This is a genomic window from Microbacterium sp. NPDC077391 (genome assembly GCF_040686955.1).
Classification (GTDB): domain Bacteria; phylum Actinomycetota; class Actinomycetes; order Actinomycetales; family Microbacteriaceae; genus Microbacterium; species Microbacterium commune.
This window is the reverse complement of the sequence record NZ_JBFBMI010000003.1, coordinates 165,345-187,372: the sequence shown is the minus strand read 5'-3', so window position 1 is coordinate 187,372 and position 22,028 is coordinate 165,345. Positions and strand designations below refer to the sequence as shown.

Sequence of the window (22,028 nt, the reverse complement as noted above, 5' to 3'; positions counted from 1 at the left end):
GAGGCGAAACCGTGAACATCACCCGCAGCAACAGGACCTTCACCGCACTGGGAGCCCTGGCGATGGGCCTCACCGCATTGGCGCTCGCGGGCTGCGCCCCCGCATCCGGCTCCGCGGCCGAAGGCGAGGCGGCGACCGAGCTGCGCCTGGGCTACTTCGCCAACGTCACCCACGCGCCCGCGCTGGTCGGTCTGTCGGAGGAGCTGTTCGCCGACGCGCTCGGCGACATCGACCTGACCACCGAGGTCTTCAACGCCGGCCCGGCCGCGATCGAGGCCCTCTCGGCGGGCGCGATCGACGCCACCTACATCGGGCCCAACCCGGCGATCAACACGTTCATCCAGTCGGGCGGCGCCTCGGCCCACATCATCGCCGGGGCCACGTCGGGGGGCGCGGCGCTGGTCGTGCGCGAGGGGATCGACTCGCCGGCCGATCTGAACGGCGCGACCCTCGCCAGCCCTCAGCTCGGCAACACGCAGGACGTCGCGCTGCGCAGCTGGCTCGCCGACGAGGGGTACGAGACCTCGACCTCGGGCGCCGGCGACGTGGCGATCACGCCGACCGAGAACGCGCAGACGCTGACGCTCTTCCAGGACGGCCAGCTCGACGGCGCCTGGCTCCCCGAGCCGTGGGTGTCGCGCCTGGTCGTCGAGGCCGACGCGCACGTGCTCGTCGACGAGGCCGATCTGTGGGATGACGGGGCGTTCCCGACCACGGTGCTGCTCGTGCGCGCGGACTTCGCCGACGAGCATCCCGACGTCGTCGACAAGCTGCTCGCCGGCCACATCGCCTCGGTTCGCTGGCTCGACGAGAACGAGTCGGAGGCGGGCGCCGTCATCAACGCGCAGCTCGAGGAGGCGACCGGCAAGCGCCTGCCCGACGACGTGCTGGCCCGTGCCCTTGAGCACGTCGACTTCACCGTCGATCCGCATGCCGAGACGTTCGAGGCCCTCGTCGCGAACGGACTGGCCGCCGGAACCCAGAAGAAGGGCTCGATCGACGGGCTGTTCGACCTGCGAGCGCTCAACGCGCAGCTCTCGGATGCCGGCGTCGACACGGTGTCGGCGGCCGGGCTCGGGGCGCAGTGATGACGACCCGCGACACCCTCGCGCCCCCGGCGGTCGCGCAGACGCCCTTCGCGCCCAGCTTCGACGGCGTCAGCCCGCTGCCCGGCGGACGCCCGGCCGCAGCCCCGGCGGTGCGCATCTCGCACGTCACCAAGCGCTACGCCGCGGGGCCGGTCGTGCTCGACGACATCTCGCTCGACATCGCCCCCGGCGAGTTCGTGTGCTTGCTCGGGGCATCCGGTTGCGGCAAATCGACCCTGCTCAACCTCATCGCGGGCCTCGAGCCGGTCACCTCCGGAGAGATCCAGACGCCCGACGGCGGGTCCGCGGTGATGTTCCAGGAGTCGGCGCTGATGCCGTGGCTCACCGCTCGCCGCAACATCGAGCTGGCCCTGCGGCTGCGCGGCGTGCCGCGCGGTGAGCGCCGCACGGAGGCCGACCGGCTGCTGGCGACCGTCAATCTCGCCGAAGCCGGAGACCGGCGACCGCACGAGCTCTCGGGAGGCATGCGACAGCGCGTCGCCCTCGCGCGGGCACTGGCCCAGGATCGTCCGGTGCTGCTCATGGACGAGCCGTTCGCGGCCCTCGACGCCATCACCCGCGATCTGCTGCACGAGGAGCTCGAGCGGGTGTGGCGTGCGACCGGCCGCACGATCGTGTTCGTCACGCACAACGTGCGGGAGGCCGCTCGTCTCGGTCAGCGGGTCGTGCTGCTCTCGAGCAGGCCGGGCCGGATCGCCGGCGAATGGCGCATCCGCAACACCATCGGACGCCGCATCGAGTCGCCCGAGGTCACCGCTCTCGCCGGCGAGATCACCGCCGAGCTGCGGAAGGAGCTGGCTCGCAATGCCTCTTGAGACATCGGCCCCGTCGTCGAGCACCGCCTCCGGCGAGCATGACGATCTGCGCACCCTCTCGACCGGCCTCGACCGACTGCAGTCCGCGTCGGCGCAGGATGCGCCGCGCTGGCGCGGGATGCTCGCCAAGGCACTGCCGCCGATCGTGCTGCTGCTCGTGCTGCTGGTCGTGTGGCAGCTCTACATCAGCGTGGCCGACCCCCGCCCCGACAAGGCGCCGAGCCCCGCCGCCGTGCTGGCCGCCCTCGGCGACGCGTGGGGATCCGGTCGGCTGCAGCAGGCCGTGCTCACCAGCCTCGAACGCGGCGGGCTCGGCTTTCTGATCGCGATCGCGATCGGCACCCCGCTCGGCCTCGCGCTCGCGGAGTGGAAGCTGCTGCGTCGCGCGGCCGGCCCGCTGATCTCGGGCTTGACCGTGCTGCCCTCGGTGGCGTGGGTGCCCGCCGCGATCATCTGGTTCGGTCTGACCGACGCGACGGCGTACTTCGTCATCCTGATGGGTGCGATCCCGTCCATCGTGAACGGGCTGCTCTCGGGCATCGACCAGGTGCCGCCGCAGCTGCGCAGGGTGGGCACCGTGCTCGGCGCCAGCCGCTGGCAGCTCGCCACCGCCGTCGTGCTCCCCGCGTCGCTGCCCGGCTACGTCGCCGGGCTCAAGCAGGGCTGGGCGTTCTCGTGGCGATCGCTGATGGCCGCCGAGATCATCACCATGGGCGGCTCGATGGGATTCGGCCTGGGAACCCTGCTCAACCAGTCGCGCGAGCTGGCGGATCTGGCCAGCGTGCTCGGCACCATCATCCTCATCCTCACGATCGGCATCGTCATCGAGCTGGTGGTCTTCGGGCCGCTCGAGCGCCGGATGCTGCGCAATCGCGGCCTGCTGCTGGGAGGCACCTCATGACCGGAACAGCGACCCCTGCTGGAACCGTGACCCTCGTCGGCGCGGGTCCGGGTGATGCCGGCCTGCTCACCCTGCGCGGCCTGCGCGCTCTGGAGAAGGCCGACGTGATCGTCGCCGACCGGCTCGGCGCACGCAACGTGCTCGCGCAGCTGCACGCGGAGGGCGCGGTCATCGCCGCCGAGGTGATCGACGTCGGCAAGCTGCCCGGCCACCACCCGGTGCCGCAGGACGGCATCAACGAGCTGCTCGTCGAGCTGGCGCGGGCCGGCCGCGAGGTCGTGCGTCTGAAGGGCGGGGATCCGTTCGTCTTCGGCCGCGGCCGCGAGGAGCAGCTGTTCTGCGAGGCCGCGGGCATCCGAGTCGATGTGGTGCCCGGCGTGACCAGCGCCGTCTCGGTGCCGGCGATCGCCGGCATCCCGCTCACGCACCGCGGCGTCGCCGCCTCGTTCAGCGTCATCAGCGCGCACGACCAGATCCAGCCCGGCGGGTCGGTGAGCACCTCGGGCGCCGACCACACGCTGGTGCTGCTGATGGGCGTCAGCACGCTCGGGCACTCGGCGCACGTGCTGGCCGCCGGCGCGCGCGGCGCCGACTGCCCGGTCGCGATCATCGAGGACGGCTACGGCAGCGCAGAGCGCGTGACCGTCGGGACGCTGAGCACCATCGCGCAGCTCGCCGCCGCCGCGCAGGTGCGCTCGCCCGCTGTGGTGGTGATCGGCGAGGTCGTGCGGCTGAGTCCGCTCGCCGCGTCGCTCGCGCCCGCGGCGGCCGATGTCGAAGACGCCGACCCGCCGGCATCTGGATCACCGCGCCGGCGGGGGCGCTCGCGTCTGGCCGCCGCACTCGACGCCGGACTCGCGGTCGACACCGGCCTCGTGCGGGCGATCGACACGAGCATCCGCTCCCCCCATTCCACCCCATCTCGAAAGGTCCACCTGTCATGACCCTCTCCACGCTGCGCGTCGCGATCGTCGGCGCCGGACCGGCCGGCATCTATGCGGGCAACCTGCTGGCTCAGTCCGTCGACGCCCTTCGGCGGGCCGAGGGACCCGCGTCGATCGACGCGGTCGAGATCGACCTGTTCGAGTCGCTTCCCGCCCCGTACGGGCTGATCCGCTACGGCGTCGCGCCCGACCATCCCCGCATCAAGGGCATCGTCACCTCGCTGCACGAGATGCTCGACGCGTTCCCCGAGCCCGGCGCCGCACGCCGCACCATCCGCTTCATCGGCAACGTCGAGGTGGGGCGCGACATCGCTCTCGACGAGCTGCGCGAGCGCTACCACGGCGTGATCCTCGCCACCGGTGCGCTGCGCGACGCGACCCTCGACATCCCCGGTGTCGACCTGCCGGGCTCCTACGGGGCGGCCGACTTCGTCGCCTGGTACGACGGGCATCCCGACGTGCCGCGCACGTGGCCGCTCGAGGCGGCGTCGGTCGCGGTGATCGGCAACGGCAACGTCGCACTCGACGTGGCGCGGGTGCTCGCCAAGCACGCGGTCGACCTGCGCACCACCGAGGTGCCCGACAACGTGCTCGCCGGTCTCGAGTCGTCCGCCGTCACCGACGTGCACGTGTTCGGTCGCCGCGGGCCGGCCGATATCAAGTTCACCCCGATCGAGCTGCGCGAGCTCGGCGAGGTGCGCGACGTCGACATCGTGCTGTACGACGAGGACTTCGAGGGCGTCGATCCGACCGCCGCGCCGAACAACCAGCTGAAGGTCATGCTGCGCACCCTGAACTCGTGGCGCGGACGGCCGTCGACGGGTGCGTCGCGGCGGCTGCACCTGCACTTCTGGCACGCGCCGATCGAGATCACCGGCGACGACCGCGTCGACGGCGTCCGATTCGCGCGCACGGCCCCCGACGCCGCCGGCACCCCGGTGCCGACCGGGGAGGTGCGCGACTACGACGTGCAGGCCGTGTACCGCGCGATCGGCTACTACGGCACGCGGGTGGAGGGCGCGGATTTCGACGAGCGCCGCGGCGTCGTGCCGAACGTCGAGGGCCGGGTGATCGGCCAGCCCGGGCTGTACGCGACCGGCTGGATCAAGCGCGGCCCGGTCGGGCTGATCGGACACACGAAGTCGGACGCCCTGGAGACCGTCGGGCACCTCCTCGCTGACGCGCAGTCGGGGGTGCTCACCGATGCCGCCGCTCCTGGGTCCCTGGGCGGCTCGCAGGGCGACGTGCTCGACCTGCTCGACGACCGCGAGACGGCGTACACCACGTGGGACGGCTGGCAGGCGCTGGATGCCCACGAGCGCGCGCTCGGCGAGAACCACGAGCATGTCCGCGAGCGCGTGAAGGTCGTGGCGCGCGATGAGCAGGTCGAGATCTCACGGCCGGGGGTGCTGACCCGATGACCTACGTGATCGCGCTGCCGTGCGTGGACGTGAAGGACCGCGCGTGCATCGACGAGTGCCCGGTGGACTGCATCTACGAGGGCGAGCGCTCGCTGTACATCCATCCGGACGAGTGCGTGGACTGCGGCGCCTGCGAGCCGGTCTGCCCGGTCGAGGCGATCTACTACGAAGACGACCTGCCCGAGGAATGGGCCGACTACTACAAGGCCAACGTCGAGTTCTTCGACGAGATCGGCTCCCCGGGCGGCGCATCGAAGGTCGGCGTCTACGACGTCGACCACCCCCTCGTGGCCGCGCTCGCGCCGCAGGGCGCGTCGACGAGCTCGGGGGGCGCGGATGACTGACTACGACGTGCTCATCGTCGGCGGCGGGCCCGCGGGGCTGTCGGCCGCGCTGAACCTCGGGCGATCCCTGGCCCGCGTGCTCGTGGTCGACGCCGACCGGCCGCGCAACGCCGCGACGCTCAACTCGCACGGCTTCCTCACCCGCGACGGGGTGCCGCCGTTCGAGCTGCGGCGCATCGCCCGCGAAGAGCTGGCCGCGTACCCGAACGTCGAGATCCGCTCCCGAGTGCGGGTGGGCGCGCTGACCAGGACGGATGCCGGATTCGCTGCCGGCATCGGGCGGCGCGACCCGTCGGAGCAGGTGACGGCCCGGTCGGTGCTGCTCGCGACCGGGCTGCGCGAGACGCTGCCCGACGTGCCCGATCTGCGCGGCTTCTACGGGATGAGCCTGTTCAGCTGCGCGGCGTGCGATGCGTGGGAGCTGCGCGGGCGCAGCCTGGCACTGATCGGCGAATCCGCCGACCTCGCCGACCGCGCGAGGCTGGTCGCGCACTGGACGCCGCAGCTGACCGTGTTCACGAACGGCTCCGCCGCGGTGAGCACCGCCGAGGAGGCGGAGCTCGGGACGGCGGGCGTGCCGGTCGTCCGCTCGCCGATCGTCGAGCTGACCGGTGAGCGGGGCCGCATCGCGGCCGTGCGCACCGCCGACGGCGAGGAGCGGGCGATCGACGGCGGGTTCGTGCGTCCGGAGTGGGAGGCGGATCTGTCGTTCCTCGACGGGATGCTGCCCGAACGCGACGACGACGGGCATCTGGTCACCGACCGGTCGGGGCGCACGAGCATCCGCGGTCTGTATGCGGCGGGCGATGTCGCGGCCCCCGGGCCGCAGCAGCTGATCGTCGCGGCCGGCGCCGGTGCGCGGGTCGCGGCGGTGATCACCCACGACGCGATCGGCGTCGCCACCGCGCACTGACCGCGGGCCGCTCTCACCGCCCGGCGATGCGCTCCAGCGCGACCAGCGGGATGACCACCCACGACGGACGGTTGCGCTTCTCGTAGACGGCCTCGTACACCGCCTTGTCGGCCTCGTAGGCGTCGAGCAGGGTTCGCAGCGGCGGACTCAGCTCGGCCCCCGCGTCCGCGTCCGCCGGATCGAGATCCAGAGCCGCCGTGTACGCGTGCAGGAAGTGCTCGCGCGCGATGTCCGACCACTCCTTCGCGCGTTCGCCGCGCAGGTCCACCCCGTCGCCGTCGCCAGGACGACCCGCCAGCGACATCTCCACGACGCCGGGAGCGTAGCTGAACGAGCGGAGCATGCCCGCGACATCGCGCCACGGCGAATCGGGCAGGGCGCGCTCGGCGAACGGCCGACCCGGTTCACCCTCGAAGTCGACGATCCGCCAGCCGTGCGAGGTGCGCAGCGTCTGCCCGAGGTGCAGGTCGCCGTGTACGCGCTGCACGTCGATCCCGTCGAGCTGCGCGACCGCGTCGTACAGGGCGCGCAGGCGATCGGCGTACGGCCCGATCTCGGGGACGACGGGCAGCGCCCGATCGAGCCGTTCGATCATCGCGCGAGCCAGCTGCGAGGTGGCCTCGTGATCTCGCCGCGCGGTCGGGAACCGCGTGCGCAGCGCGGCGTGCACCTCGGCGAGCGCCTCGCCGAGCCGGGCAGCCTCGCCGCCGAAATCTCCGCCGGATTCGGGCACCGTCAGCTCGGGGTCGGCCAGAGCAGTGCGGACGCTCCCCGTGGCCAGCTCGAATCCGTCGGCGGCCGTGCTCAGCAGCTCCTGCAGCATCGCCAGCTGCAGGACCTCGCCGTCGAGCTCGATCTCGACCCATCCGTAGAGCTCGGCGATGTGCTCCGAGCCGGCGCTGGTGAGCACGTCGTGGATCTCGATGTCGGGGTTCACCCCGGGGCTGACCTTGCGGAACAGCTTCATGATCGCCGTGTCGTCGAAACGCAGCGACGAGTTCGACTGCTCGCCGGTGAGGGGCGAGGGGCGCAGCCCCGCATCCAGCGCGGGACTGGCCGAGACTCGGCGGAAGCGTAGCCCGCCGACGTCGGCCCTGCCGTCCGGCTCGGCGGCGATGAAGCCGCGCAGCCACAGCGCCATGGCGTCGCGGTCGTGAACCGCGTCGTACAGGTGGCGCTCACGTCCCTCGAACTCGATCGCGCCGACGTAGGCGTGGCTGTGCCGATCGTCGAACTCGTCATAGGCCGACAGCGGCACCTGGTAGAGATCGCGGCCGCCCTCCTCGTCGGCGTATTCGACGGTGACCAGGAGCACGCGCACGGCGGGGTCGCGGCCGGCGTCGGTCAGCTCGCCGAGCTGTCGCACCGCGGTGACGTGGAACGGGCGGCCCTTGCCGCCGAACCACCGCGTGCGCACCAGGTAGCCCTCCAGAAGGGCATGATCGATCAGGCTCACAGCAGCCCCACCTCCTCAGAATCCTCCGCCGGCGCGTGCAGCTGGAACCAGTAGAAGCCGTGCCCGCCCAGCGTCAGCAGATACGGCCATTCGCCGATGCGCGGGAACGGCACCCCGCCGACCAGCTCGACCGGGATCATCCCCTCGAAGCGCCGCAGATCCAGCTCGACCGGCTGGGGGAACTGCGACAGGTTGTTCACGCACAGGATGACGTCGGACGTGCCGTCGTCGTTGGTGTGCTCGCGCGTGTACGACAGCACCGACGGGTTCGAGCCGCCGAGGTCGTTGAAGCCGCCGAGACCGAAGGCGGGATGCCGTTTGCGCGCCTGGATCATCTGCCTCGTCCAGTGCAGCAGCGACGAGCGGTCCTCCTGCTGCGCCTCGACGTTCACGGCGAGGTACCCGTACACGGGGTCCTGCACGACCGGCTTGCTGAGCTTGCCCGGGTTCGCGCTCGAGAATCCGGCGTTGCGGTCGCTGGTCCACTGCATCGGCGTGCGCACACCGTCGCGGTCGCCGAGCCAGATGTTGTCGCCCATGCCGATCTCGTCGCCGTAGTACAGCACCGGCGAGCCAGGCAGCGACAGCAGCAGGGCGGTGAACAGCTCGATGCGGTCGATGTCGTTCTCGAGCAGCGGGGCGAGGCGGCGCCGGATGCCGATGTTGGCCTTCATCCGCGGGTCCTGCGCGTACTCGTTCCACATGTAGTCACGGTCTTCGTCGGTGACCATCTCGAGCGTGAGCTCGTCGTGGTTGCGCAGGAAGATGCCCCACTGGCATCCGGCGGGGATGGTGGGGGTGTCGGCCAGGATCTCGCTGATCGGGTACCGCGATTCGCGGCGCACCGCCATGAAGATGCGCGGCATCACCGGGAAGTGGAAGCACATGTGGCACTCGTCGCCGCCGACCTCGGGGTCGCCGAAGTAGTCCACCACGTCGGCCGGCCACTGGTTCGCCTCGGCCAGCAGCACGCGGCCCGGGTAGTTCTCGTCGACGAACCGGCGCACCTTCCTGAGGAACTCGTGCGTTTCGGGCAGGTTCTCGCCGTTCGTGCCAGGGCGCTCGTAGAGGTACGGGACCGCGTCGAGGCGGAATCCGTCCAGACCCATGTCGAGCCAGAAGCGCATGGCGTCGAGCATCGCCTCGTGCACCTTCGGGTTGTCGAAGTTCAGGTCGGGCTGGTGCAAGAAGAAGCGGTGCCAGAAGTACTGCTTGCGCACCGGGTCCCACGTCCAGTTGCTCGGCTCGGTGTCGACGAAGATGATCCGCGCGTCCTGGTAGAGCTCATCGGTGTCACTCCAGACGTAGAAGTCGCCGTACGGCCCGTCCGGGTCGGTGCGGCTCGCCTGGAACCACGGATGCTCGTCGCTGGTGTGGTTCATGACGAAGTCGATGATCACCTTGATGCCGCGCTCGTGCGCGGCGTCGAGGAACTCCTGGAAGTCGTCGGTCGTGCCGAGGTCGGACTGCACTCCCGTGTAGTCGGCGACGTCGTACCCGCCGTCCCGCAGCGGGGAGGGGAAGAACGGCGGGATCCACAGGCAGTCGACACCCAGCCACTGCAGATAGTCGAGCTTGTCGATGAGGCCGCGGAAGTCTCCCACGCCGTCGCCGTCGCCGTCCTTGAACGAGCGCACGAGGACCTCGTAGAACACTGCCGTCTTGAACCACTCCGGCGCGGGGCTCCCCGGGGTGTCCGGGAACGGATCCTGCGTGAGCACCGGGATCGACGCGGTGTACGGGGCGGGCTCATCGGTCATACGGGCTCCCTCACCATCGGATTTCGTCCGAGGCCCAACCTGTCACACGAGACGGGCGCTGGCTAGGGGCTTGTGCACCTCTTGACCTGCGCCGGTCGGAGTGCAAGGGGAGCCGGAAGCTCAGCGACCGCCGGGAGGGCCGATCAGCAGCAGGATGCTGAAGATCGCCACGATGGCGACCAGGATCAGCACGGCCAGCACCCAGGGGCGGTGCAGGAACCAGCGCATCGTGCGGTCGTACCAGGTGCGGTCGCGCGGGTCGTCGGTCTCGGTGAGACGCCACTGCCCCTCGAGTCGCCGGCTGCGGTGCAGCCAGATCTCCGCCGGGATGGTGGCGTACGGCACGATCGCGCTGGCGATCGCGGTCGCGGCCACGCCGGCGTGCCAGCGCTGGTTGAACGCGAGCAGCACCGCCGTGGCGCCGTAGGCGAGGAAGACGAACCCGTGGATGCCGCCGCCGATCGTGACGAGCACCGACGGCTGCCCGACGGCGCGCAGGATGAGGGCGCTGATGAGCAGGGTCCAGGTGATCGCCTCGGCGATCGCGAGCACGCGGAACAGGCGGGCGGGAGTGGTGAACACGGTTCTCCTCGGGTGGGTGTGCTTCCACGGTAGGTGAGCGCGGCTATGCGGATGCCCGAGATGCAGACCATCGCGGGCGTGAACCGCGAAAGATCATTCGAAAGGCTGACACGCCCGGGCTCCGGCACGACGGTCGGGCTGCGGCGTCACTCTCAGAAGGGCGGCTCGATGAAGGTGACGGTGTTCGGAGGCGGCGGCCGGTCGACGTACGTGCGACCGGTGGGGCTCGTCCACTCCAGCAACCCGTCGCCGTGCTGCACGACGTGCCACGGCGTCTGATGCTTCAGCACATGATGTCGCCGACACAGAGCGGCGAGGTTGTCTTCGCTGGTCTCCCCGCCGAAGGCGGCATCGCGGGTGTGGTCGAGATCGCTGTCGCGGGCCGGCATCCCGCATCCGGGGAAGCGACATCGCTCGTCGCGAGATCGCAGCCGACGGCGCAGCGATTCCGGAGGGCGGTACCGGTCGACGCAAAGCACCCCGCCGTTCACGGGATGGGTGAGCACGCGATCCCACCCTGACGCGGCCCCGGCCAGCACCTGGGCGGAGGCGAGATCCATCGGCGCACGGCCGGAGAGCTCGGCAGCGGGACCGTCCGCACCCATCAGCGTGGTGACCGGCACGGTGACGGCGACGTGCGCGCTGATCGACCCGAGCAGTCGGTCGGCGGTGTCGTGACCGGCCGGAGCGCCGGTGAGCAGCAGATCCATGGCCAGGTCGAACCGACGCTGCGCGAGCGTACGCGGGTCGTCAGCCTGAGTCGGCTCGTCTTCGCCGCGCTCGGCGATCGCCTTCGCCATCTGCGTCAACCGGTCCTGCGCACCGTGGATCAGCACCGAGGGGCCGTACACGTGCAGCTCGGACATGGCATCCGGACCATCGGTCACCCACACGCCTCGATGCGCGCGGGCGTCCTCGTGTCGCTCGTCGAGCGTGCGCGACTGGTACTGCTGGGCGATGCGCTCGGCGATCACCCGCACCCGGCTCGGCGACTCGTGCTGCGCGAACTCCAGCACCCGCACGGCGTAGGCGGCGCGCGCGTCGCCGTCGTCGATGTGCGCACCCGCGTCGACGATCACGCGCGCATGCCCGGCGGTGATCAGCCCCGCACCCTGCGCATGCCACACCTGCGGAAACCGCTCGACCATCACCTCGGCCGCGACCATGCGCCGCTGCACGGTGCGGTCGCTCACGCGCAGCGCCGTCGCGAGTTCGGCCGCCACCGTGCGCAGGGTGAGATCCGAGTCCTCGATCCCGTCGCCCTGCTCAGCGATCGACATCGCCAGCCGATTCGCCAGGGCCACCAGCCCGTCGCGTGCGGCGAGCACGCCCTGCAGGGTCTTCTCGACGGCCTGCAGCGACGACACGATCGCGTCGAGATTCGCGATGTCCTCACTGGTCGCCGTCGACATTCCGTTCATGTTTCGAGTATCGGACAGGCCGCCGACATTCGTACTTCTCATCGCCCTCTCGAGCAGAGCGACGAGGCGACACGAGGGCGTCATTCGTTCGTCGTGGCGGCGTGGTCGGCACGACACGGGCATCCTGTAGCGTGTCGGCCATGACCGGTCGTGATGCCGCCTCCGTACCCCCGCCGACCGCCAGGACGGGAGCCGTCGCGGCGTTCGGCCGAGAGCACGGGAGCTCAGCTCCGGCGGCCACGAAGAAGCAGGTCATCTCGTGGGCGATGTGGGACTGGGCGATGCAGCCGTTCAACACGGTCATCCTCACGTTCGTCTGGATCGCGCTGTACCTGACCTCGCGGATGTTCCTCGAGCCTTCGGTGCGCGAGTCCGGTCTGCTGGCCGACGGCTCGTACATGAACTGCAACAGCTCCCCGTACGCCGCATCCGAGTACTGCCAGGGCCTCACCGACCTGTCGGAGTGGTGGGGCTGGGCGAACTTCGCCGCGGGCATCCTGATCCTGCTTCTCGCGCCGGTGCTCGGCCAGCAGGCCGACGCGCGCGGCAACAAGAAGAAGTGGGTCATCGGCGCCACCATCGGGATCGCGCTCGTGCAGTTCTCGCTGCTGTTCGTCGAAGCCGACCCGAAGTTCTTCTGGTTCGGCGCGTTCGCCGTCGCGGTCGCCGCGGTCGTCAGCGAGATCGGAAACGTCAGCTACTACGCGATGCTCTCCGAGGTGTCGACGCCGAAGAACGTCGGCCGCGTGTCCGGCCTCGGCTGGGGACTCGGGTACATCGGGGGCGTCGTCGCGCTGATCGTGTGCATCCCGGTGCTGTTCCTCGTCGGGCAGGACAACGCGCTCTCGTTCAAGCTCGTCGCCGTCATCTGCGCCGTGTGGACGATCGTCTTCTCGATCCCGATGTTCCGCAACGTGCCCGAGTCGCCGTCGTACGACACGGCCGAGAAGGTCGGCTTCCTCCGCTCGTACGTCGTGCTCGCCCGCAGCATCGCGGAACTGTTCCGCACCAACCGCCCGACGTTCTGGTTCATGCTCGCCGCAGCCGTCTACCGCGACGGCCTGGCCGGGGTGTTCGCGTTCGGTGCCGTGCTCGCCGCGCAGGGCTTCGGCTTCTCGTTCCTCGAGGTGATCATCTTCGGGCTCGCGGCCAACCTCGTCGCCGGCGTCTCGACGCTGCTCGCCGGGCGCATCGACGACGCCATCGGTCCGCGCCGACTCATCATCTTCGCCCTGTCCGGGCTCGTCCTGATGGCGTTCGTGGTCTACGCGCTGCGCGACTACGGCACCATCGTGTTCTGGATCTGCGGCCTGCTGCTGTGCGCGTTCGTCGGCCCGACCCAGGCATCCAGCCGCAGCCTGCTCACCCGCCTCACCCCGCCCAGCCAGCAGGGCACCATCTTCGGTCTCTACGCGACGACCGGCCGGGTGGCGTCGTTCCTGTCGCCGCTGGCATGGTCGCTGTTCCTCGCCTGGTTCGGCGGCATCGTCTACGGCGTGCTCGGCATCGCCGTGGTGCTGCTGATCGGCCTCGTGCTGCTGCTGTGCGTGCGCTTCCCGAAGGACGTCGGGGCGTGAGCCCAGACTCGCCACCCCGATCCGGATGCCGGCCTGCGGCGCATACCGGGATGTGCGCCTGCGGCGCAAGGGCTGCGCCGGCGCAGGTCGTCCCGTCGCAGAATGATCCTCCCGGCCCGCACCAGACAGGAGCGATATGACCACCCACCGCTTCGACGTGCACCCCTGGGGCGTCGGCTGGTCGTGCATGCGGAACGTCGGCTGGGAGGAGCGCGGACAGTCCCACCGGGAGTCGGTCTTCTCCCTGTCGAACGGGCACATCGGATGGCGCGGCACCCTCGACGAAGGAGATCCGAGCGCGGCCGCCGGCAGCTACCTGAACGGGGTCTTCGAAGAGCACCCGATGCCCTACGCCGAAGACGGCTACGGATACCCCGAGCACGGTCAGACGGTCATGCACGTGCCCGACGGCAAGGTCGTCCGCCTGATCGTCGACGACGAGCCGTTCGACATCCGCACCGGAGCACTCGTCGAGCACCGGCAGCATCTCGATCTGCGCACCGGGATCCTGCACCGCACGGCCACCTGGACCTCGCCCGCCGGCCGCACGGTGACCATCGCCTCGCAGCGCCTGGTGTCGTTCACCCACCGCTCGATCGCCGCGGTGAGATACGAGGTGACCGCCGAAGACGCCGCCGTCGACGTGACGCTCCTCTCGGAGATCGTCGCCGACGAGCCGCTGCCCGAGGTGCACTCCGACCCGAGGGTGATGGATGCCCTGCGCGACCCCTTCGAGCCGGTGGCCCACCACGGCGGCGGCGGTCGGGCCACCCTCGTGCAGCGCACCAGGCGCAGCCGGATCGCGGTGGCCGTCGCGGCCGACCATCGCGTCAGCATCTCATCGCGGGGTGCCGCGCCCGAGCCGCACACCGAGGTCACGGCAGACCTCGCGCGCACCTCCGTGCGCGTCCGGATCGAGCCGGGCGAGAGCGTCGCCCTGGTGAAGTGCGTGGGCCATGAGTGGTCGCCCTCGCTCGACGATGTCGCGCTGCAGGATCGCGCGGAAGCCGCTGTCGAGACGGCCATCGAGCTCGGCTGGGACGGGCTCGTCGATGAGCAGCGCCGGTATCTCGACGAGTTCTGGGCCCGGGCCGATGTGAGCGTCGACGGCGACGAGCGGCTGCAGCAGAGCGCACGTTTCTCGCTCTTCCAGGTTCTGCAGTCCGCGGCGCGCGCCGAGGTGCGATCGATCCCAGGCAAAGGACTCACCGGCGTCGGATACGAGGGCCACACCTTCTGGGATGCCGAGACGTTCGTGCTGCCGGTGCTCACCTACACCGCACCGTCCGCCGCGCGGGACGCACTGGTGTGGCGGCACTCCACGCTCGACCATGCGCGCGAGCGGGCCGAGCAGCTGCACCTCGCCGGTGCGGCCTTCCCGTGGCGCACCATCGACGGCCGGGAGTGCTCGGGGTACTGGCCGGCGGGCACCGTCGCCTTCCACGTCAACGCCGACATCGCGGCCGCGGTCGTGCGGTACGTTCGGGCGACCGGCGACGTGGACTTCGAACGGGAGAAGGGTGCGGAGATCCTCGTCGAGACCGCACGGCTGTGGTGCACCCTCGGCCGCTGGGACGACGAGGGCGTGTTCCACATCGACGGCGTCACCGGGCCCGATGAGTACTCCGCCATGGTCGACGACAACTTCTTCACCAACCTCATGGCGCAGCGCAACCTGCGGGCCGCGGCGGATGCCTGCAGGCGGCACCGCGATCAGGCATCCGCTCTCGGCGTCTCATCGGACGAGATCGCGCGATGGACGACCACCGCCGACGCGATGGCCTTCCCGTACGACGCCGCTCGGGACATCCCGGAGCAGTCGGCCGGGTTCAACGAGAAGGAGCGGTGGGACTTCGAGGGCACCCGCGACGACCAGTACCCGCTGCAGAAGCACTTCCCGTACTTCGACCTGTACCGCAAGCAGGTCGTGAAGCAGGCCGACCTCGTGCTCGCGCTGCAGGCCGCGCCCGACGCGTTCACACCGGATGAGACGGCCCGCGCATTCGCGTACTACGACGGGCTGACCGTGCGCGACTCGTCGCTGTCGGCGTCGGTGCAGGCGACTGTCGCCGCTCGCGTCGGACAGCTCGACCTCGCGGTGGACTACCTCGCTGAGGCCGGCACCATCGACCTCGACGATCTGCAGGAGGACGTCGACGAGGGTCTGCACGTCGCCGCGCACGCCGGGGTGTGGAACGCGCTGGTCTGCGGCTTCGGCGGCATGCGCGACGACGCCGAGGCGCTCCAGTTCGCGCCGCGCGTGGCGGCGCCCATCACCGCCTTTTCGTTCGGGATGCTCGTGCGCGGCCACACCCTTCGAGTCGAGGTGCAGCACGACACGGTCACCTACCGGCTCGAGGGAGGCCCCGCGCTCGGCATCCGGCACTTCGGCGAGGAGGTCACCCTCGAGGCCGGGGAGCCTCGCCGCCTGAGCATCCCTCCCCTGCCCGATCCGGGGCCTCGCCCGTCGCAGCCGCGCGGACGCGAGCCGCGGCGAGCGGGAGCCGAGACCTGACCCGCCTCAGGCGCGACCCTGCAGGATCATCCGCCAGTAGATCTGCGGGAAGATCTGCCGGTCGATGATCCAGTTCATCCGGCTCTCCCGGTACGAGCTGCGCCACAGGGTCGGCTTCAGGCGGAGCCGGTCGTCGAATTCGGCGAACACCGCGGTCGAGCGTGAGACGGTGAACGGGCAGACGCCGTAGCCGTCGTAGGCGGATGCCGGATCGCGCCCCTCGAGAACCGCGCGGACGTTCTCGGCCAGCACCTTCGTCTGCGTGCGCAGCGCTCCGCCCGACTTGGAGTTGGTCGTGCCCGCCGCGTCTCCCAGTGCCCAGATCTCGGGATGCCGGGTGGAGCGCAGGGTGCGCGGGTCGACGGCGACGAATCCGTCGTCGTCGGCGAGGCCGCTGGCGCGGATCCACTCCGGCGCCTTCTGCGGCGGCTCGGCGATGAGCAGGTCGTAGTGCAGACTCTGCCGGTCGGCGCCGGCAGCGTCGAACACGACGGTGCGGTCGTCTGCGTCGACCTGGCGCAGCTGCGCGCGGTAGCGCACGTCGATGTCGTACTCGTCGATGCTGCGCTGCAGCTCGGCGTCGATCTCGGGGATGCCGAAGATCGTCGGCGTCGGCACGAGCAGCACCACATGGATGTCGTGCAGCACGTTCGTCGCCCGCCAGTACGCGCACGCCTGGTACATCGGCTTCTGAGCCGCGCCCGCGCAGGACGCGGGTCCTGGCGCCTGCACGAACACCACGGTGCCGGAGCGCACCGAGCGCAGCAGCTTCGACGCCTTCTGCGCCAGCGCGAAGTCGTAGTTAGAGGCCCCGTGCGGCGATCCCATCGCGTCGTCGAGACCGGGAACGACATCCCAGTCGTTCCGGATGCCCGGGGCGAGGATCAGCTGATCGTACCGGACGGTGTCACCGGATGCCAGATGCGCCCGCCGATTCTCGGGGTCGACCGCGGTGACGGCATCCGGGATCCACTCCACGCCGTGGGGGAAGACGTCGGCCTGCGGGCGCACCGCCTCGCTCGCCCGGGCGGTGCCGCCGGCGATGTGCGAGAAGAGGGGCTTGTAGTAGTGCGTCTGCGACGGCTCGACGACCGCGATCTCGGTGACTCCGGCACGGCGCAGTCGGCCCGCGACCGACAGCCCGCCGTTGCCTCCGCCGACGACGAGAACCTGATGCGTCCGCTCGTGACGGTCAGCTGTGGATGCGCTCCGCGTGTTCATGGAAGCCGACCGTAGGCGGCGGTGGCGCGCCCGGCGACGCCCTTGACAGCGCAGGCCGGGGTGGTCGGTCGCGCGCGCGGGGCGGCCACCTGCCGGATGCGAGGTCACTTGTGTGCACGCCAGCGCGGATCTCCGTGCACAACTGACCCGCATACCGCACGGGATGGAAAACGCTGGTCGCGGCTGCGGCTCACCGGCGTCTTCCATCTCCGGCGACGGCCGGTCAGCTGAGCAGCACGCCGATCGTGACGACGGCGCCGGTCAGCAGTAGCGCCAGGAAGCTGTAGATCGCGATCGTCCAGCCGTGGTAGCTGTCGGGCGTCGCCCCCTCCGGCGGCGGCACGACGGTCGGATCGGGCGGCGGCGCGGTCAGGCGGGGGTCGGATGCCGGTGCCGGCACGGCTGCGAGCTTCTCGGCCGTCGTGGTGCGTCGAGCCGCCCGCGTCGGCGCCTCTTCGGGCGGGGCGGGAGGGATCACCGGCTCGGCGAGCGCCGCCTCGGGGATCACCGCGTCCGGGATCGTCGGCTCGGGCACGTCGAGCTCGGGAACCACCGCCTCCGGCGCGTCGGGTCCCGCGACCGCGGGCTCCGGTACGACCGCGCGATCGGGCGCAGCGGCCTCGGGCGCTGCGTCATCGGCATCCCCCGACCGGTCGCTCACGTCAGCCTCCGACCGCACCCGCGTCGCTCGTGCCGACGTCGGTGCGGTGGAAATTCTGGAACGAGCGGGATGCCGTGGGCCCGCGCTGCCCCTGGTAGCGGTTGCCGTACGGGCCGGAGCCGTAAGCGTTCTCGGTGGGCGAGGTGAGGCGGAAGAAGCAGAACTGTCCGATCTTCATCCCCGGCCACAGCTTGATCGGAAGCGTCGCCACATTCGCGAGCTCCAGCGTGACGTGCCCGCTGAACCCCGGGTCGATGAATCCGGCCGTCGAGTGGGTGATGAGCCCGAGGCGTCCGAGCGACGACTTGCCCTCCAGCCGCGCGGCGACATCGTCGGGCAGCGTGACCTGCTCGAAGGTCGCGCCGAGGGCGAACTCGCCGGGGTGCAGGATGAACGGCTCGTCGGGAGCGACCTCGATCAGGCGGGTCAGTTCGGGCTGATCCTCAGCGGGATCGATGAACGGGTACTTGTGGTTGTCGAACAGCCGGAAGTAGCGATCGAGGCGCACGTCGACGCTCGATGGCTGCACCATCTGCTCGTCGTAGGGAGCCAGCCCGATGCGGCCCGTTGCGAGTTCTGCTCTGATGTCGCGGTCGCTGAGAAGCACGTGTTCAGCGTAACGGTGCCGCGAGAGCCGCACTATCCTCGACGCATGACGCGCGCCCCGGTGAGCTCCATCGAGCTGCTGCTCGACGAGGACAGTGAGGCGGCGGTACGTGAGGAGTGGGATGCCCTGGCTGCGGTAAGCCTGTCGAGCCTCGCCGCTCACACCGCGCCGAGCAACAGGCCGCACATCACGCTGCTCGCGCGCAGCTCGCTGGGTGACATCGATGCCGCCGCGCTCTCCGCCCGCCCGGTGTTCGCCGTGCGGCTCGGGGCCCCGATGCTGTTCGGGGAAGGCGACCGACGAGTGCTGGTGCGCAGCGTCGTTCCGTCTGTCGAGCTGCTCGCGTTGCATGATGAGGTGCACCGTGCGCTCGGACCGGGCGACGACGCCCCGCACACGACCCCGGGCGCGTGGACGCCGCACGTGACGATCTCACGCCGCCTGCGGCTGCAGGACCTCGAGCGCGCCCTGGCCCTCGTCGGCGGGCAGATCAGCGCCACGGCCCAGTGCCTGCGCCGCTGGGATGCCGCCACTCGCACGGTGACCGAACTCGGGCACCTCGCCCGCTCCCGCCCGTGACGCGGGCACGCGCCGCGGTTTGTTATGCTGGCCACGCGCCGCCAGGCGTGCGGGGCTGTAGTTCAATGGTAGAACTTCTGCTTCCCAAGCAGACAGCGCGGGTTCGATTCCCGTCAGCCCCTCCATCTGTAGAGTCTTCCTGAATGAGCCATCGGCCAAGGGGAGAGATGAGCACTGCGGGCACGATCGCAGCGATCGACCTGGGCAAGACCACGTGCCGTCTGCTGATCAGCGACGATTCGGGACCGGTCACCCGCACGGGCGACGGAGCTCCGGGGCTCGCGGCGCCGGGCGGCGTCGAGTCCGCCGCCGCGGCGATCCTCTCGCTGCTCGATACCGGCTCGACGCCGCACTCGCTGGGTGTCGGCGCGGCCGGCGCCTGGACCGCCCCGGCCGCCGCACTCGCGCTCGCCGAGACACTGGCCGCGGCGACCGGCGCGAGCGTCGCTGTGGCGTCCGACGTGGTCACGGCGCACATCGGCGCCCTCGGCGGCGCTCCCGGCGTGCTGCTGCTCGCGGGCACCGGCGCCGTCGCGCTCGGCGTCGACGCCGACGGCGTCCGCCTCGTCGACGGGTGGGGGCCCGACATCGGCGACTTCGGCAGCGGTTCGTGGCTCGGGCGGGAAGCCGTCCGCGCGGTGCAGCGCGCAGCGGTCGGGCTCGGGCCGGCGACCGCGCTCGAGGATGCCGTCGCCGCGCGCATCGCGCCCGCGTCCGACGCGCTGTCGTGGACGCTCGCGCAGCATCCGCTCCCCCGCGCGCTGGGCACGCTCGCGCCGCTGGTCCTCGACTGCGCGCAGCAGGGCGACGCGGTCGCCCTCGCGATCGCCTCCGAGGCGGCGCGCCTGCTGACGGCATCCGCCGTCGCGTCGTCCGCATCAGCGCGCACGGTCGCCCTGCACGGCGGACTCACCGACCACCCGTGGTTCCGCGCGCACCTCGTCGACGCTCTCTCGAACGCCGATCGTCGCGTCGTCCCCGCGATCGGGGATGCCCTGACCGGCGCTCAGCTTCTGATGACCAGCCACGATCTCCCTCACGAAAGGTTCGTGCACCGTGCCGAATGACGACAGCTCCCTCGCCGCCCTGCTCGGGGTGCTCTCGACCCTCGACACCGAAGCCTCGACGCCGGAGCGCGGCGATCTCGACACCCTCGGCACCGAAGAGCTCGTGCGCAGCATGAACACCGAGGACCGCAGGGTCGCCGAGGCGGTCGCGACCAAGGCGGCCGAGATCGCCGCCGCCGTCGACGGCATCGTCGAGCGCTTCCAGCGGGGCGGTCGACTCATCTACATCGGAGCGGGAACCGCGGGGCGCATCGGCGTGCTCGACGCCAGCGAATGCCCGCCGACCTTCGGCACCGACCCGTCGATGGTCGTCGGACTGATCGCGGGCGGCGAGTCTGCCATCCGCTCGGCGGTGGAGAACGCCGAGGACGACGATCGGGCCGCGGAGGAGTCGCTGCGACAGCTCGAGCTCTCGGCGGACGACACCGTCGTGGGCATATCGGCATCCGGTCGCACACCGTATGTCGTCGGGGGCCTCACCTTCGCACGAGCCGCCGGGGCGCTCACCGTGGCGATCGCCTCGAACGCGGGCTCGGCGATCGGCGCCGCGGCCGAGATCGCGATCGAGGTCGTCACCGGACCGGAGTTCATCTCGGGATCCACTCGCCTGAAGGCGGGCACGGCGCAGAAGCTCGTCGTCAACATGCTCAGCACCCTCTCGATGATCAAGCTGGGCAAGACCTACCGAGGTGTCATGGTCGACCTCGTCGCGACGAACGAGAAGCTGCGTGCCCGATCGATCAGCACGGTCTCGCGCCTCGCCGGGGTCGACATCGACGAGGCCGTGGCCGCGCTCGACGCGGCCGACGGCTCGGTGAAGCTGGCGCTGCTCATGCTGATGACGGGCGCTGCGGCGGACGCTGCGGCGGACGCGCTGCGGCGCAGCGACGGCATCCTGCGCGACGCCATCACCGCCCTGAGCTGAGAGGCGAGCCGACGAACCCGCCGCGCGCTATTCGCCGACGCGCAGCACGCTCAGCCGCATCTCGAGTTCCTCGAGGCGATCCGCATCGTTCCGCTCCAGTGCGAGGCGACGCAGGTGCTGAAGCTTGACGATCTCGTCGGCTCGGGTCGCGGTGCCGTCGTGCAGCCGCTCGATCAGCGCCTCGTCGAGGCCGCTCAGGTCATCTGCGTTCTGCTCGCTCATGAGCGCACTCTACCGACCGCCTCGGCCGAATCCGAGGGCAGAGCTGCACTCTTACGGCAGCGTTAAATTCAGGTGATCTTCAAGGCCGGATCGGTCGAAGGTTCGCCTGTTCCTCCACTTAGAGTCGCCTCATGGCCGAGACGACCTCCTCCGACACGACGATGCGCACGGTGCGCGCCGCTTATTTCGTGTCGGACAGCACGGGCATCACGGCCGAGACCCTCGGCAACGCCCTGCTGGCGAACTTTCCCGGTCTGGTGTTCGTGAAGCACACGGTGCCGTTCGTCGACGCCGTGGACACAGCCACGACGGTCGCCGGTCAGATCGCGCAGGACGCGGCGAACGGACTCGAGCCCCTGGTGTTCACCACGGCGAAGAATCCCGCCGTCCGCACCGTACTCACCTCCGCACCCGCGACGCACATCGATCTGCTGAGCGGCCATCTCAGCGAACTCGCCGAGGCTCTCGGCACCCCGCCTTCCGAGCAGCTCGGCCAGTTCCACACCCTGGGAGACGCGACCGAGTACTTCGCCCGCATGCGGGCCGTCGAGTACGCGATCGAGCACGATGACGGTCAGAGCAGTCGCGCCCTCGACCTCGCCGACGTGATCATCGTCGCCCCGAGCCGCTGCGGCAAGACGCCGACCACCATGTACCTCGCTCTGCAGTACGGTCTGCTGGTCGCCAACTACCCGCTCACCGACGACGACTTCCCCACCGACGAGCTGCCACCGCTGGTCAGGCCGTACGCGGCTCGCTGCTTCGGCCTCACCACGACGCCGCTGCGCCTCAGCCAGGTTCGGCACGAGCGCCGCCCCGATTCGCGCTACTCGAGCCTCGCGCAGTGCACCACCGAGCTGCGTCGTGCCGAGAGGCTGTACGCCCGCAACGCCATCCCGTTCCTCAACTCCTCGACGAAGAGCGTCGAGGAGATGTCCGCCGTGATCCTGCACTCCCTCGGCCTTCGCCGCTGACCACCCTCAGACGA

The 22,028-nt window shown here is 70.7% G+C and carries 21 protein-coding genes and 1 tRNA gene; 14 read left to right on the top strand and 8 right to left on the bottom strand.

Annotated features, from left to right (window positions below; translation table 11 throughout):
• Positions 1-17 precede the first annotated feature (17 nt).
• Genes AB0O65_RS09115 through AB0O65_RS09085 form a run of 7 tightly spaced genes read left to right on the top strand, consistent with a single transcriptional unit; the run spans position 18 to position 6,447 of the window.
• Entirely contained in the window at positions 18-1,088 is a 1,071-nt protein-coding gene (locus tag AB0O65_RS09115) for an ABC transporter substrate-binding protein (RefSeq protein WP_313480686.1), read from the top strand.
• Complete coding sequence (locus AB0O65_RS09110) at positions 1,088-1,924, top strand: ABC transporter ATP-binding protein (RefSeq protein ID WP_313480584.1); 837 nt, start codon at positions 1,088-1,090, stop codon at positions 1,922-1,924. The genes AB0O65_RS09115 and AB0O65_RS09110 overlap by 1 nt, the downstream gene beginning before the upstream one ends.
• On the top strand, positions 1,914-2,825 hold the full coding sequence (locus AB0O65_RS09105; protein ID WP_313480582.1) for an ABC transporter permease: 912 nt from the start codon (positions 1,914-1,916) through the stop codon (positions 2,823-2,825). The genes AB0O65_RS09110 and AB0O65_RS09105 overlap by 11 nt, the downstream gene beginning before the upstream one ends.
• Complete coding sequence (gene cobA, locus AB0O65_RS09100) at positions 2,822-3,769, top strand: uroporphyrinogen-III C-methyltransferase (RefSeq protein ID WP_313480580.1); 948 nt, start codon at positions 2,822-2,824, stop codon at positions 3,767-3,769. Before AB0O65_RS09105 ends, cobA begins: the two co-directional genes overlap by 4 nt.
• Positions 3,766-5,190 (top strand): FAD-dependent oxidoreductase, encoded by a 1,425-nt coding sequence (locus AB0O65_RS09095; protein ID WP_313480578.1) that lies wholly within the window; start codon positions 3,766-3,768, stop codon positions 5,188-5,190. Before cobA ends, AB0O65_RS09095 begins: the two co-directional genes overlap by 4 nt.
• Entirely contained in the window at positions 5,187-5,534 is a 348-nt protein-coding gene (fdxA, locus tag AB0O65_RS09090; RefSeq protein ID WP_071644999.1) for a ferredoxin, read from the top strand. Before AB0O65_RS09095 ends, fdxA begins: the two co-directional genes overlap by 4 nt.
• A complete protein-coding gene (locus AB0O65_RS09085; protein ID WP_313480575.1) occupies positions 5,527-6,447 on the top strand; it encodes an NAD(P)/FAD-dependent oxidoreductase in 921 nt (306 codons plus the stop codon). The genes fdxA and AB0O65_RS09085 overlap by 8 nt, the downstream gene beginning before the upstream one ends.
• A gap of 13 nt (positions 6,448-6,460) precedes the next feature.
• Here AB0O65_RS09085 and AB0O65_RS09080 read toward each other — a convergent pair whose 3' ends face one another.
• From AB0O65_RS09080 to AB0O65_RS09065, 4 genes are all read right to left on the bottom strand, one after another.
• Positions 6,461-7,903, bottom strand: coding sequence for a phosphotransferase (locus AB0O65_RS09080; RefSeq protein ID WP_083428689.1), 1,443 nt, complete (start codon positions 7,901-7,903; stop codon positions 6,461-6,463).
• On the bottom strand, positions 7,900-9,663 hold the full coding sequence (gene treS, locus AB0O65_RS09075; RefSeq protein WP_363384323.1) for a maltose alpha-D-glucosyltransferase: 1,764 nt from the start codon (positions 9,661-9,663) through the stop codon (positions 7,900-7,902). The genes AB0O65_RS09080 and treS overlap by 4 nt, the downstream gene beginning before the upstream one ends.
• A 120-nt stretch (positions 9,664-9,783) precedes the next feature.
• Positions 9,784-10,245 carry a DUF3817 domain-containing protein gene (locus AB0O65_RS09070; RefSeq protein ID WP_363384320.1) on the bottom strand — a complete coding sequence of 154 codons (462 nt, stop codon included), beginning with the start codon at positions 10,243-10,245 and terminating at the stop codon, positions 9,784-9,786.
• 152 nt (positions 10,246-10,397) lie between these two features.
• Entirely contained in the window at positions 10,398-11,666 is a 1,269-nt protein-coding gene (locus AB0O65_RS09065) for a DUF222 domain-containing protein (protein WP_363384317.1), read from the bottom strand.
• Positions 11,667-11,806: 140 nt separating this feature from the next.
• Between AB0O65_RS09065 and AB0O65_RS09060 the strand changes: the two genes are divergently transcribed.
• Positions 11,807-13,243: an MFS transporter gene (locus AB0O65_RS09060; RefSeq protein WP_071642980.1), complete on the top strand. Its 1,437-nt coding sequence runs from the start codon at positions 11,807-11,809 to the stop codon at positions 13,241-13,243.
• A gap of 136 nt (positions 13,244-13,379) precedes the next feature.
• Positions 13,380-15,758 carry a glycosyl hydrolase family 65 protein gene (locus AB0O65_RS09055; protein WP_363384314.1) on the top strand — a complete coding sequence of 793 codons (2,379 nt, stop codon included), beginning with the start codon at positions 13,380-13,382 and terminating at the stop codon, positions 15,756-15,758.
• Positions 15,759-15,764: 6 nt separating this feature from the next.
• Here AB0O65_RS09055 and AB0O65_RS09050 read toward each other — a convergent pair whose 3' ends face one another.
• From AB0O65_RS09050 to dcd, 3 genes are all read right to left on the bottom strand, one after another.
• A complete protein-coding gene (locus AB0O65_RS09050; RefSeq protein ID WP_363384311.1) occupies positions 15,765-16,979 on the bottom strand; it encodes an FAD-dependent oxidoreductase in 1,215 nt (404 codons plus the stop codon).
• Between the two features lie 223 nt (positions 16,980-17,202).
• Complete coding sequence (locus AB0O65_RS09045; RefSeq protein ID WP_363384308.1) at positions 17,203-17,640, bottom strand: hypothetical protein; 438 nt, start codon at positions 17,638-17,640, stop codon at positions 17,203-17,205.
• 1 nt (position 17,641) lies between these two features.
• The gene (gene dcd, locus AB0O65_RS09040) at positions 17,642-18,247 is read right to left on the bottom strand and encodes a dCTP deaminase (RefSeq protein ID WP_363384305.1); all 606 of its coding nucleotides are present in this window, start codon (positions 18,245-18,247) and stop codon (positions 17,642-17,644) included.
• Between the two features lie 45 nt (positions 18,248-18,292).
• Here dcd and AB0O65_RS09035 point away from each other — a divergent pair, with 45 nt between their 5' ends.
• The 4 genes from AB0O65_RS09035 to murQ all read left to right on the top strand — a co-directional run bounded on the left by AB0O65_RS09035 (position 18,293) and on the right by murQ (position 20,818).
• Entirely contained in the window at positions 18,293-18,826 is a 534-nt protein-coding gene (locus AB0O65_RS09035; RefSeq protein ID WP_363384302.1) for a 2'-5' RNA ligase family protein, read from the top strand.
• A gap of 51 nt (positions 18,827-18,877) precedes the next feature.
• Positions 18,878-18,951: transfer RNA gene (locus AB0O65_RS09030), tRNA-Gly, on the top strand.
• A 42-nt stretch (positions 18,952-18,993) separates the two neighbouring features.
• On the top strand, positions 18,994-19,893 hold the full coding sequence (locus tag AB0O65_RS09025) for a BadF/BadG/BcrA/BcrD ATPase family protein (protein WP_363384299.1): 900 nt from the start codon (positions 18,994-18,996) through the stop codon (positions 19,891-19,893).
• Positions 19,883-20,818, top strand: a complete 936-nt coding sequence (gene murQ / locus AB0O65_RS09020) for an N-acetylmuramic acid 6-phosphate etherase (protein ID WP_363384296.1) — start codon at positions 19,883-19,885, stop codon at positions 20,816-20,818. Before AB0O65_RS09025 ends, murQ begins: the two co-directional genes overlap by 11 nt.
• 27 nt (positions 20,819-20,845) lie before the next feature.
• Here the strand turns inward: murQ and AB0O65_RS09015 are convergent, their stop codons facing one another.
• Positions 20,846-21,040: a hypothetical protein gene (locus AB0O65_RS09015; RefSeq protein WP_071642944.1), complete on the bottom strand. Its 195-nt coding sequence runs from the start codon at positions 21,038-21,040 to the stop codon at positions 20,846-20,848.
• A gap of 131 nt (positions 21,041-21,171) precedes the next feature.
• Here AB0O65_RS09015 and AB0O65_RS09010 point away from each other — a divergent pair, with 131 nt between their 5' ends.
• Entirely contained in the window at positions 21,172-22,014 is an 843-nt protein-coding gene (locus AB0O65_RS09010; protein WP_363384293.1) for a pyruvate, water dikinase regulatory protein, read from the top strand.
• Positions 22,015-22,028: the final 14 nt, after the last annotated feature.